Source organism: Streptomyces sp. NPDC015532, assembly GCF_043078065.1.
Classification (GTDB): domain Bacteria; phylum Actinomycetota; class Actinomycetes; order Streptomycetales; family Streptomycetaceae; genus Streptomyces.
This window is the reverse complement of record NZ_JBIBSY010000020.1, coordinates 88,982-100,790: the sequence shown is the minus strand read 5'-3', so window position 1 is coordinate 100,790 and position 11,809 is coordinate 88,982. Positions and strand designations below refer to the sequence as shown.

Sequence of the window (11,809 nt, the reverse complement as noted above, 5' to 3'; positions counted from 1 at the left end):
GCAACCAACCATGGATGGAAGGTGGCACCCCGCATGAGCACGATCCCGCAGATGAGCCAGCAGGGACAGCAGGGACAGCAGCAGTTCCCGAGCACGTCGCCCTACCAGCAGCAGGGCATCGCCCAGCAGCAGCCGTTCGGACAGCCGATGCCCTTCGGACAGCAGATGACCGGGCAGCAGACGCCCATGGGGCAGCAGGCGCCGATGGGGCAGCAGGCTCAGCAGCCCTTCGGCCGGCACGAGACCGGGCAGCAGGTCCCGCAGTACCTCCAGCAGCAGCTCCAGCAGCTCGGCCAGCAGCAGCCGTTCCAGCAGCTGCTCCAGCAGCTCGGCGGACAGCAGCACCAGCAACAGCACCAGCAGATCCAGCAGGGTGAGCCGCTGATCCTGCCGAGCGCCGTCGAGACCCGGACCCTGGCCATCGGCACGGCCCAGCACTTCCAGGACGTCGTGACGCCGCTTCCCGGCCAGCCGCAGGCCCTGTACCTGTTCATCGACAACGGCTGGCGCAGGCTCGTCCACCCCGACCCGGTGACCCACGACGTGGTCCAGAAGGCCTTCGCCTACGGGCAGCAGGTCTACGGGGTCTACGACACCGGCACCGGCGCCCTCCAGTCCGTCATCGTGAGCAGGTAGAAACGGAGGTTCCGGAACATGGCGAGTGCCGGGCGGGGATTCCCCGCCCGGCACTCGCGTGTCCCGCCGCGCTCGGTGGAGTGCGGCGGGACGGGGTCCTACAGGGCGACGCCGAGAAGGGCGTCGACGGCCCGCGAGACGATGCCGGGGGCACCCTCGTCCGTGCCGCCCGTCGCGTGCTGGAGCGCCGCCCAGCGGTCGACCGCGGCGAGCGCGGCCGGTGCGTCCAGGTCCTCGGCGAGCGCGGCGCGGATCTCCTCGACGAGCGCGTCGGCGGGCGGCCCGTCGGGACGGGACACCGCGGCCCGCCAGTCGTCCAGGCGCGCGACGGCCTCGTCGAGAACGGTGTCCGTCCATTCCCAGTCGGACCGGTAGTGGTGGGCGAGCAGGGACAGCCGGATGGCGGCGGGGTCGACCCCGTCACGCCGCAGCCGGGACACGAAGACGAGGTTGCCCTTGGACTTCGACATCTTCTCGCCGTCCAGCGCGACCATGCCGGCGTGGACGTACGCCTTGGCCATGGGGAACTCGCCGGTCAGCACCTGGGCGTGCGAGGCGCCCATCTCGTGGTGGGGGAAGGCGAGGTCGGAGCCGCCGCCCTGGACGTCGAAGCTCATGCCCAGGTGGTCGAGGGCGATGGCGACGCACTCGATGTGCCAGCCGGGCCGGCCGCGGCCCAGCGAGCCGCCGTCCCAGCTCGGCTCGCCGTCGCGGGCGGCCATCCACAGCATCGGGTCGAGGGGGTTCTTCTTGCCGGGCCGGTCCGGGTCGCCGCCGCGCTCGGCGGAGAGCAGGCGCATCGTCGCGGCGTCCAGGTTGGACACCCTGCCGAAGTCGGGGTCGGTCTCGACGGAGAAGTAGACGTCGCCTTCGAGCTCGTAGGCGGCTCCGGCGTCCCGCAGCCGCTCGACGAGCGGCACGATGCCGGGTATCGCCTCGACGGCGCCTATGTAGTGGCGCGGCGGCAGCATCCGCAGGGCCGTCATGTCCTCGCGGAAGAGGGCGGTCTCCTTCTCGGCGAGTCCCACCCAGTCGACGCCGTCGCGCTCGGCCCGCTCCAGCAGCGGGTCGTCGACGTCCGTCACGTTCTGGACGTAGTGAACCTGCCGCTTGGTGTCGAGCCACACGCGCTGCACCAGGTCGAACGCGTTGTAGGTCGCCGCGTGTCCCATGTGGGTGGCGTCGTACGGCGTGATGCCGCAGACATAGATTCGGGCGACGGGACCGGGGTCGAGGGTGACGAGTCCCCCGGTCGCGGTGTCGTGGATCCGGAGGTCGCGGCCCTCACCAGGCAGGGCGGGGACCTCAGAAGCGGGCCAGGCATACATGTCATGAGCCTAACCGGACGGGACTTCCGTATACGAACCGGGCAGCACCTGGGGGCCGCGGGACGGGCGTGCCCGGGCCCGCGCGGCGCGAAAGCGGCGCCGCGCTACACCGGGGGCCAGGGAATCGCGGGCCAGTCCCCGCTCGGTTCCGGGTGCTTTCCGGAGGCGAGCATGGCCTCGACCCGCGCGCGCGTGGCCTCGATCTCGACGGCGGAGACGAGTTCGGCCAGGCGGGTGGCCAGGGGCGCGCCCTGCGCCAGGCCCTCGCGCAGGGAGGCCAGGACCTCCAGGGCCTCGTCCGTGAGCGGCTCCCCCGCCCATCCCCACAGCAGGGTGCGCAGCTTGTTCTCGGCGTTGAAGGTGACCCCGTGGTCGATGCCGTAGAGGCGGCCCTCCTGGGCGGGGAGCAGATGGCCGCCCTTGCGGTCGGCGTTGTTGATCACGGCGTCGAGGACGGCGAGCCGCCGCAGCCGGGCGTCGTCGGCGTGCACGAGCAGGGCCGTCGCTCCCTCGCCGACGTCGGCGAAACCGATCGCCTTCCAGCCCTCGGCGGGCTCCTCGCCCTCCACGAGGGCGAGCAGTCCGTCACCGTCCTCGGTCGCGGACGGCTCGATCCACATCTGGCACATGCCCTCGCCGTACGGCCCGTCACGCAGCACGGTGGTGGGCACGAGCCCCCAGCCGGTCGCCTCGGAGACCTCGTAGGCCGCGACCTCGCGCTGGGCGAGGGTGCCGTCGGGGAAGTCCCACAGCGGCCGCTCCCCGGCGACGGGCTTGTAGACGCAGAAGGCCTCGCGGCCCTCGTAGGACACGGAGCAGTAGAGCACCGCGTTCGAGGCCTCACGGATCTGGCCGCGTACCTTCAGCTCGCCCCGGGCGAGCAGCTCGGCGGTCGTCACGCTCCGCGGCGGTATCCGTTCTGGCGCGGACATACGTGTCCTTCCGGGTCGAGCGGGAGGCTGCACAGCGGGCAGGGGGGCCGGCCGGCGTTGACGACGTCGAGTGCGCGCTTGGCGAAGGCCCTGGCCTGCGCGCCGGTGAGCCGGACCCGGAGCATGGGCGGGCCGTTCTCCTCGTCCTGGAGCAGCCGTTCCTCGGCCTCGGCGAGGTCCTCGTCGGACTCCGCCTCGACCTCCACCAGGGCCTGCGCCTCGACGATCATGCGCTGTTCCTCACCGTCCCAGGCCAGCGCCATGGTGCCGACCCGGAACTCCTCCTCCACGGGGGTGTCGAGGGGGGCGGTGTCGGACACCTCGGTCGAGGCCATCGCCGGGACCGGGGCACTGCCCCCGGTGCGCCGGACGACCTCGTCGAGGAGTTCGTCCATCCGCTCGGCGAGTGCGGCGACCTGGGTCTTCTCCAGGGCCACACTCGTCACCCGGGGGCCGGAGGTTGCCTGAAGGAAGAAGGTACGACGTCCGGGCAACCCGACCGTGCCGGCCACGAAGCGGTCCGGGGGGTCGTAGAGGAACACCTGACGTGACACGTCCTGTCTCCATTGAATCGGCATGGGGGCCGGCAGACGGCGCCGGCCCGCATCGGCTGAGAACGGGTTGACAACTGCTGTGCTGGTTCGACCGCTTCACCCTACTGCGGCCGACGATCACGGTGCGCCCGCACCGCCCCCGACCGGTGCGTCGCCGCCCGCCGGTTCCTCGCGCGGGGCCAGGGAGGCGAGATCACCGGTGTCCCCGAGACGCACGAGAAAAGGCCTCAGCCGGGTGTAACGGATCGCTGTGATGGAACACGGTTCGACAGAGATCCGTTGAAAGAGGTCGAGATGAAGTCCGAGTGCGTCGGCGACGAGCGACTTGATGATGTCGCCGTGCGAACACATGAGGTAGACCGCGTCACCGCCGTGGTCGCGCTCCACGCGCGCGTTCCACTCGCGTACCGCCTCGGCGGCGCGGGTCTGCATGGCGCGCATCGATTCGCCGCCCGGGAACGCGGCCGCGGACGGGTGCGCCTGGACGACGTCCATCAGCGGCTCGTCCTTGAGTTCGGCGAGCTTGCGGCCCGACCAGTCGCCGTAGTGGGCCTCCCCGATCCGTTCCTCGGTGTGCACGGGGACGTCGGGGCGGGCTTCCAGCAGCGGCTGGACGGTCTCCCGGCAGCGCTGGAGGGGGCTGGTGACGACCTCGGCGATCGGCAGTCCGGCCAGCCGGCCGGGGAGGGCGGCGGCCTGCTGCGTACCGCGCTCGTCGAGCGCGACGCCGGGCGTCCAGCCGGCGAGCAGTCCCGCGGTGTTGGCGGTGGAACGTCCGTGCCGGACGAGGATCAGGGTGGGCATGCGGCCCAGCGTAAACGGAGGGCGCGGGAAGGCGGCGGGCCCTGTGGAAAGCGGCCCCCGGTGTGCGGTGGGGCCCCGGCGGCGGGAGAATCCTCACCGTGATCGTCGACTGCGCCATCTACCGTGACGGCCGGCGGACCGAGGGCCGGGGGGATCTCTCCGACGCCCTGGCACAGTGCCGCGCCGGGGGCGACGCCTTCGTGTGGATCGGTCTGTACGAGCCCACGGAGAACGAGTTCGAGCTGGTCACGGAGGAGTTCGCGCTCCATCCGCTGGCGGTCGAGGACGCGCTCAAGGCCCATCAGCGCCCCAAGCTGGAGGTGTACGAGGATTCGCTCTTCGTCGTCCTCAAGCCGGTGGCGTACGAGCCGAAGAGCGACACGGTCACCTCCGGCGAGGTCATGGTGTTCGTCGGCGACTCGTTCGTGGTGACCGTCCGGCACGGCGAGGAGTCGCCGCTCAAGACGGTCCGGGAGCGTCTGGAGTCGGATCCCGAGACGCTGCGGCACGGGCCGACGGCGGTGCTGTACGCGATCGCCGACGCGACGGTGGACCACTATCTGGAGGTGGCGACCGAGCTCGGCACCGACCTGGAGCAGTTGGAGGCGGAGGTGTTCTCTCCGCAGGCCGGAGGCTCGCGGAACACCGCGTCGCGGATCTACGCGTTCAAGCGGCAGGTCCAGGAGTTCCGCAGGGCGACGGTCCCGCTGTCGGTGCCGCTGGCCCGGCTCTCGGGCTCGGGCCCGAAGGCGACGGACGTGCCGTTCGTGAACGAGAAGGCGCAGCCGTTCTTCCGTGACGTCAACGACCACCTGCTGCGGGTCAACGAGTCGGTGGAGGGTCTGGACCGGCTCGTGTCGGACATCCTGTCGGCGCATCTGGCGCAGATGAGCGTGCGGCAGAACGACGACATGCGGAAGATCTCCGCGTGGGCGGCCATGGCGGCGGTCCCCACGATGGTCGCGGGGATCTACGGCATGAACTTCGACCACATGCCCGAGCTGCACTGGCGGTGGTCGTATCCGGTGGTGATCGGGGGCCTGGTCGTCCTGGAGTTCCTGCTGTTCCGGCTCTTCAAGCGGCGGGGCTGGCTGTAGGCCCGGCCGGTCAGGCGAATTCCGGTGCGGTCGCGGCGGGGCCGTCGAGCGCGCCGCGCCGCTCGGGCGCCTTCAGGGTGACCATGCGGCGCCAGCCGGCGGCCCGCTCGTAGGCGTACACGGCGTGGATGCCCGCGGCGAGGACGGCCGCCCTGGCCCTGGACCAGCCGAGGACGCGGCCCATGCGGGCCATCACGGCGAGGCTGACGTCCCGGTAGATGCGGATCTCGGCGAGCGCGCACTCGCGCAGGGCCCGCTGGATGGCGCGGCCGTGTCCGGCGTGGGCGAAGCGCAGCAGTTCCTCGTGGCAGTAGGCGAGGTGGTTGTCCTCGTCGGCCGCGATCATCCGCACCGCGCGGCCGATGTCGGGGTGGTCGGCGAAGTGCCTGCGCAGCAGGTCCATCTGCTCGGAGGCACGCTGTTCGGTGACCCGGCTGTGGGCCAGATAGGTGACGATGTCCCGCACGGTGAGGGGCTGGTCGCCCTTGAGCCTGTCGTGTGCGAGGCCGATGCCGTGCCGCTCCAGGAGCATCGTGTAGTCGGTGTCGGACGGTACCTCGACGGGTTCGAGGCCGCGCTTCCTCATGAGGGCGTTGAAGATCCGGCCGTGCTTGTCCTCGTCGGCGCCGTGCCGGGCGATCTTGGGGGCGAGGGCGCGTTCGTCCGCCGGGACCAGTGCGGCGATCCGGGCGTTCTCCCAGCCGCCCTGCGACTCCCCGCTGGCGGCGATGGAACAGAAGAGGCGGTACGACTCGTCGTTGTCGAGGATTTCCTCGAACAGGCTCTTGGCGGACAGCATCATTGACACCCTCTCTGCAGAGTTGTGCAGAAAACGAGTCAAATGGGTTGTCTGTGACCTGGCAACCGATGTGTCCGACAAATCCGCCGAACGATGGACGGCCAGGTGGTCCGGGCGCGTAACCAAGCGGCCGTCGGCGCGTTGTTCCCCGTGACGGCCGTGGCGGGGAAGACCCCCGAGCCCCCACCACGGCCGCAGAACTCTCCCGGCGGGGTTACGCGAGTCCGGCCCGCTCCAGGGCCTCGGAGCCGGCCCGCAGCGAGGCGATCCGGTCCTCCAGCGTGAAGCCCGCGGGGGCCAGCGTGAGCGTGGTGACACCGACGGCGGCATAGGCCTTCATGCGGTCGGCGATGCGGTCCACCGAGCCGAGCAGCGTCGTCTGGTCGATCAGCGTGTGCGGAATCGCGGCGGCCGCCCCGTCCTTGTCGCCGGACAGGTACTTGGTCTGGATCTCGGCGGCTTCCTTCTCGTAGCCCATGCGCTGGGCGAGCTGGTTGTAGAAGTTCTGCTTGAAGCTGCCCATGCCGCCGACGTACAGCGCGGTGTACGGGCGGAACATGTCGGCGAGCGCGGGAACGTCCTTGTCGGCGCCGACGGCGAGCGGCACGGTCGGACAGACGTCGAACCCTTCCATCGTCTTCCCGGCCTTCTCGCGGCCCGCGCGCAGGTTACGGATCGCGGTGTCCTCCAGGTGCTCGGCCGAGGGGAAGATGAGCAGCGCGCCGTCGGCGATCTCGCCGGTCTGCTCTAGGTTCTTCGGGCCGATCGCGGCGATGTACAGCGGGATGTGCTCGCGCTCCGGGTGCACGGTCAGCTTGAGCGGCTTGCCCGGACCGCCGGGCAGCGGCAGGGTCCAGTGCTCGCCGTCGTGGGACAGCCGCTCGCGCGTCATGGCCTTGCGCACGATCTCCACGTACTCGCGGGTGCGGGCGAGCGGCTTGTCGAACTTGACGCCGTACCAGCCCTCGGAGACCTGCGGGCCGGAGACGCCGAGGCCGAGGCGGAAGCGGCCTCCCGACAGCGAGTCGAGGGTCGCGGCGGTCATCGCGGTCATCGCGGGCTGACGGGCCGGGATCTGGAAGATGGCCGAACCGACGTCGATGCGCTCGGTCTGGGCGGCGACCCAGCTGAGCACGGTGGCCGCGTCGGAGCCGTACGCCTCCGCCGCCCAGCAGACGGCGTATCCGAGCCGGTCGGCCTCCTGGGCGACGGCGAGGTTGTCCGCGTCCATTCCGGCGCCCCAGTAGCCGAGATTGATGCCGAGCTGCATGGCCGATCTCCTTACCGATCAGTAACGTCCCTTGTGCCCGAGACCCTAGCGTGCGGGTGCCCCGGCGGGGAGCGGCACGTTCCCGGTGCGGCCGCGGCGCTCCGCCACGGGCGCCCGTGCCCGGCGCCCGGCGGCCCCTCGCGTCCGTCCGGCGCCGCCCTCGCGCGCGCCCGCGTACGCCGGTGACGGCCGCCGCCTCGTGCCACCGGCCGTCCCGGGCTGCCTTTCCCGGGATTTCCGTTGTCCACAGGCCCCCACACCGCCGGTGCCGGACAGTAATCTCGGCGTCCATGGAGCAGAGGCATCTCGGCCGTACCGGCCTGCGTGTTTCCCGGATCGGACTCGGCACCCTCACCTGGGGGCGGGACACCGACGAGCATGACGCCGCGGACCTCTTGAAGACGTTCTGGGAAGCGGGCGGGAACCTCGTCGACACGGCGGACGTGTACGGCGACGGGGAGGCCGAGTATCTCCTCGGGCAGCTGATGGAAGGGCTCGTTCCGCGCCGGGACCTGATCATCTCGACGAAGGCGGGCAGCGTGCGCGAGCCGGACCGCCGCTTCGACGGCTCGCGCAGTCATCTCCTGTCGGCCCTGGACGCCTCGCTCGCCCGCCTGGGCACCGACTACGTGGACGTGTGGCACGTGCACGCCTACGACCCCCGGACACCGCTCGACGAGACCCTCCAGGCCCTCGACCTGGCCGTCAGCAGCGGCCGCGCGCGCTACGCGGGGGTGTCCAACTTCTGCGGCTGGCAGCTCGCCAAGGCCGCCACCTGGCAGCTCGCGGCACCCGGTATACGCACCCGGCTGGCCAGTACGCAGATGGAGTACTCCCTGTTGCAGCGCGGCATCGAGCGGGAGGTGCTGCCCGCCGCCCTCGACCTGGGCGTCGGCCTGCTGCCCTCCTCGCCGCTCGGGCGCGGTGTGCTCACCGGCAAGTACCGGGGCGGGACGCCGGCCGACTCCCGGGGCGGTTCGGAACATCTGGCGCCCTTCGTGGCGCCGTATCTCGACGACACGGCAGCCGGTGTCGTGGAGGCCGTGACGACCGCGGCGGACGGTCTCGCCGTGACCGCGCTCCAGGTGGCGCTCGCCTGGGTCCGCGACCGGCCGGGGGTCGTCGCCCCCATCGTCGGCGCGCGCAACGCGCAGCAGCTCACGGCCGCGTTGTCAGTGGAGACGCTTAGTCTTCCTGACGAGATCTGCCGGGCGCTCGACGACGTGTCGGCCCCGGTGCACCACTATCCCGATCACGACTGGAGCACGCTGTGAGCACGGAGCCCGAGACCACTCAGGACGCGGAGCCGGGGACGCCGGGCGCGGACACCGCCGCCGACGCCCCTGAGCCGACGGGCGAGCACGTGGACCGGGCGGACGCGCGCCCCGGGGACGGCGACGGGGACGGCTCCGGGGACGGGAACGACTCCGGGGACGAGGGCACCGAACCGGGCGACGGGAAGACCGCCGAGGGCACGGAACCGGGCGACGGCACGGCCGCCGAGGGAACCGGGTCCGCCGAAGGCGCCGCGCAGGTGTCCGAGGCGGCGGCCGAGTTGGCGGCCCAGCGTCTGGAACGGGAGCGGATCGAGCGCCGGAAGGCGGAGAAGCAGGCGCCGATCGAGGCCGGGGGCAAGCTCAGCGGCACGGCCGCCGACCTGCTCGCGGCGGTGCGCGCCGTGGAGAGCGGCGAGAAGCCCGTGGCCACCGCCTTCCGCGAGCCGGATCCCGCGCCGCGCAGGACCGCCCTGGAGCCCGCACGGCGGCCGCAGCCGATCGCGGCACAGGCCGCACCGGCACCCGGAGCGGCGCCGGAGGCGGTCGCCGCCGTCCGCGCCCTGCTGGCCGGGGCCGGCGCCCCCGAGACGCTCGCGGCGCAGGTCGTCGCGGTTCTGGGCGAGGGCGCCGACGACCGGCTCCGTGAGGACCCCTGGCAGTTGCTGCGGGTGCCCGGAGTGCGCCCCGAGCAGGCCGACGGGTTCGCCCGGGCGCTGCTCGGCGCGGAGTGCGGCCCCGACGACGAGCGCCGGGGCACGGCGCTGACCGTGTGGCTGCTGGAACAGGCGGCCGTCGCCGGGCACACCGCGCTGGACGCCTCGGCCCTCGTCGCCGCGCTCTCCCAGCGCTCGGTGCCGGACCCGGACGCGGCCGTGCAGAGCGCTCTCGCGGAGGGCGAGGCCCTGGTCTTCCAGGACGCGCTGGACACCGCTCCCCCGGCCCCGGCGGCGCCGGACGACACGGAGGAGCCGCAGGAGCGCCCGGTACGGATCCTGATCGGCCTTGAGCGGTACGCGCTGGCCGAGGAGAGCCTCGCCGACGGACTCGCCCGGCTGATGAACTCGGTGCCGAAGCAGGACGGTTCGGCCGACGCGTGGGAGCGGGCCGCGGCCTCGGCACCCCGCTCCGCCGGGGAGCTGATCCGGGCGGCCGCCGCTCACGGCCTCGTGCTGCACACCGGCGGCGAGGCCTCGCGGTCCGAGGCGGCGGCGCTGCTGCACGCGGCACGCGCGCTCGGTCTGCGCGGCTGGGCCGCCGCGCACACCGCGGGCGGGCGCGACGGCTTCGCGGCCGGGCACGAGCCGGCGGACGGCGCCGCGGAGCACCCCACGGACGGCCCGGCGACGGAGGCCGCCACGGTCGCCGGACTCCTCTCCGGCTCCGAGGGACCGGGCCGGGACGCGGACGGCGCCCTGGACCTGGACGTCCTGGTCGTCCTGGACGCTCCGCAGCTCGACGTCGAGACGGCGGCGATGCTCGTGGAGTCGCTGCCGGACGGGGCGCGGCTCGTGCTGAGCGGTGATCCGGGCGTGCTGTGGTCGGCCGGCCCCGGCCGGGTCTTCGCGGACCTGATCGCCGCCCGTGCCTGCCCGCAGGTGGCCTCGCGGACCCCTGACCCCGGGCCCATCGGCGAACTGGTCTCCGGGATCGGCATCGGCGAGCTCAACCAGGTCGAGGCGCCGGGCAAGGAGGTCGTGATCGTCCCGGTGCGCGACGCGGGCGAGGCGGTCCACCGGACCGTTCAGCTCGTCGCGGACTCGGTGCCGCGCGCGATCGGTATCCCGGCCGAACAGACGCAGGTCATCACCCCGGGGCACGGTGGCGCGGTCGGCACCCGCGCGCTGAACACCGCGCTCAAGGAGCGGCTGAACCCCGGTCCCGGGCGCTTCGGCGGCTTCGACCCGGGCGACCGGATCGTGTACTCCCCCGCACCGGGCCGGGCGCTGCCGGGCCGCGTGGTGAAGGCCGACGCCGAGGGGCTGCACCTGGACTGCTCGGGCACGCCCGTGGTCGTACCGAAGGAGCGGGTGGAGCAGACCGTGCGGCACGGCTGGGCGCTCACCGCGCACCAGGCGGTGGGTCTGCGCTGGCCCGCCGCGGTCGTGGTGCTCCCGGGCGACGCCGCGGCGGCCCTGACCCGCCCCTGGGTCTACACGGCCTTCGGGCGGGCCGAGCGTCATCTCTCCGTCGTGCACGGGGTGGAGCAGGCCTTGCCGCACGCGGTGGCCGAGGTCCCGCAGAAGCCGCGCACCACCCGCCTCCAGGCCCTGCTGAGGGCGCAGACACCGACGGCGGGCTGATCGGCACCGGGCTCCCGCGGCCCCCGAGAAACACCAGTGGCGGTCACCGGAATCCGGTGACCGCCACTGGCGTGGGCCGGTCCGTGCCGGGCAGGCTCAGCGATCCGCGTCCAGCGGGTCCGGGGAGCCGGTCTCCCCTTCGGAGCCGAGGTCGGTGTCCAGATCGTCGTCCAGGTCGTCGTCCGACTCCTCGTCGAACACCGCGCTGACGTCGAAGCGGCAGACGACACGCTGCGGGTCGATCGACTCGAAGGGTGTCTCCAGCCATTCACCGGGCTCGGCCGGTTCGTCGGCGGCGGTCACCCAGAGCGTGGAGTCGCCCTCCTCCAGTCCGAATTCCTTGTGCCGGGAGGCGATCTCGTCGGGCTCGAACTCTCCGAAGAGAACCCCGAGCGCGCCGTGAACGGTGCCGGACGCCGCGTCGAAGCCCTCGTCGGCGGTGGCGCCGTCCTCCTCCACCGCCTCCACCCGCTGAGCCTGCGCCAGCAGCCGCTGCGGCTCCACCACCGCGTAGTCCCGGCGGATCACCACGCTCAGCGCGTTCGGCTCCTCGGGTCCGGTGTACGGAGGCAGCGTGTCGTCACCGCCGGGGATCTCGAAGGGCGTGACCTCGTCGTAGCGGTCGTAGAGGAGCTCGTCATACTCCTCGGCCGCCGCGGCGAGCTCGTTGAAAGCCTCGTAGACGTCCGGGTCGTCATCGCCCGTCCTGCGCTCGACCGCGGCCAGGTGGCGGTCGAGTGCGGTCTTGACCGCCTCTGCGGCGGCGCGTACCTCGGCAGCGGTGGGCTGCACAGCATCAGACATAGTGCAGA

The 11,809-nt window shown here is 72.6% G+C and carries 11 protein-coding genes; 4 read left to right on the top strand and 7 right to left on the bottom strand.

The genetic code is table 11. From position 1 onward, the window contains the following. Positions 1 to 33 precede the first annotated feature (33 nt). Positions 34 to 636 carry a hypothetical protein gene (locus ACF07B_RS38325; protein ID WP_392182306.1) on the top strand — a complete coding sequence of 201 codons (603 nt, stop codon included), beginning with the start codon at positions 34 to 36 and terminating at the stop codon, positions 634 to 636. A gap of 98 nt (positions 637 to 734) precedes the next feature. Here ACF07B_RS38325 and mshC read toward each other — a convergent pair whose 3' ends face one another. From mshC to ACF07B_RS38305, 4 genes are all read right to left on the bottom strand, one after another. Then, positions 735 to 1,964: a cysteine--1-D-myo-inosityl 2-amino-2-deoxy-alpha-D-glucopyranoside ligase gene (mshC, locus tag ACF07B_RS38320; RefSeq protein WP_369485507.1), complete on the bottom strand. Its 1,230-nt coding sequence runs from the start codon at positions 1,962 to 1,964 to the stop codon at positions 735 to 737. A 104-nt stretch (positions 1,965 to 2,068) separates the two neighbouring features. After that, positions 2,069 to 2,896: an SCO1664 family protein gene (locus tag ACF07B_RS38315; protein ID WP_392182305.1), complete on the bottom strand. Its 828-nt coding sequence runs from the start codon at positions 2,894 to 2,896 to the stop codon at positions 2,069 to 2,071. After that, positions 2,860 to 3,450 carry a DUF3090 domain-containing protein gene (locus ACF07B_RS38310; protein ID WP_355764310.1) on the bottom strand — a complete coding sequence of 197 codons (591 nt, stop codon included), beginning with the start codon at positions 3,448 to 3,450 and terminating at the stop codon, positions 2,860 to 2,862. The genes ACF07B_RS38315 and ACF07B_RS38310 overlap by 37 nt, the downstream gene beginning before the upstream one ends. 117 nt (positions 3,451 to 3,567) lie before the next feature. Next, positions 3,568 to 4,254 carry a histidine phosphatase family protein gene (locus ACF07B_RS38305; protein WP_362407314.1) on the bottom strand — a complete coding sequence of 229 codons (687 nt, stop codon included), beginning with the start codon at positions 4,252 to 4,254 and terminating at the stop codon, positions 3,568 to 3,570. A 98-nt stretch (positions 4,255 to 4,352) separates the two neighbouring features. Here ACF07B_RS38305 and corA point away from each other — a divergent pair, with 98 nt between their 5' ends. Beyond that, positions 4,353 to 5,351: a magnesium/cobalt transporter CorA gene (gene corA / locus ACF07B_RS38300; protein ID WP_362407353.1), complete on the top strand. Its 999-nt coding sequence runs from the start codon at positions 4,353 to 4,355 to the stop codon at positions 5,349 to 5,351. 10 nt (positions 5,352 to 5,361) lie between these two features. Here the strand turns inward: corA and ACF07B_RS38295 are convergent, their stop codons facing one another. Beyond that, positions 5,362 to 6,150, bottom strand: coding sequence for a ferritin-like domain-containing protein (locus ACF07B_RS38295; RefSeq protein ID WP_369485510.1), 789 nt, complete (start codon positions 6,148 to 6,150; stop codon positions 5,362 to 5,364). Between the two features lie 214 nt (positions 6,151 to 6,364). Beyond that, complete coding sequence (locus ACF07B_RS38290; protein ID WP_392182304.1) at positions 6,365 to 7,420, bottom strand: LLM class F420-dependent oxidoreductase; 1,056 nt, start codon at positions 7,418 to 7,420, stop codon at positions 6,365 to 6,367. 290 nt (positions 7,421 to 7,710) lie between these two features. On the opposite strand from ACF07B_RS38290, the gene ACF07B_RS38285 reads away from it, so the two are divergent. Both ACF07B_RS38285 and ACF07B_RS38280 read left to right on the top strand, forming a co-directional pair. After that, positions 7,711 to 8,694: an aldo/keto reductase gene (locus ACF07B_RS38285; RefSeq protein WP_369486762.1), complete on the top strand. Its 984-nt coding sequence runs from the start codon at positions 7,711 to 7,713 to the stop codon at positions 8,692 to 8,694. Further along, positions 8,691 to 10,997 carry a helix-hairpin-helix domain-containing protein gene (locus ACF07B_RS38280; RefSeq protein ID WP_392182303.1) on the top strand — a complete coding sequence of 769 codons (2,307 nt, stop codon included), beginning with the start codon at positions 8,691 to 8,693 and terminating at the stop codon, positions 10,995 to 10,997. Before ACF07B_RS38285 ends, ACF07B_RS38280 begins: the two co-directional genes overlap by 4 nt. 96 nt (positions 10,998 to 11,093) lie before the next feature. On the opposite strand, the gene ACF07B_RS38275 is transcribed toward ACF07B_RS38280, so the two are convergent. Continuing rightward, the gene (locus ACF07B_RS38275) at positions 11,094 to 11,801 is read right to left on the bottom strand and encodes a hypothetical protein (RefSeq protein ID WP_369485638.1); all 708 of its coding nucleotides are present in this window, start codon (positions 11,799 to 11,801) and stop codon (positions 11,094 to 11,096) included. Positions 11,802 to 11,809 lie beyond the last annotated feature (8 nt).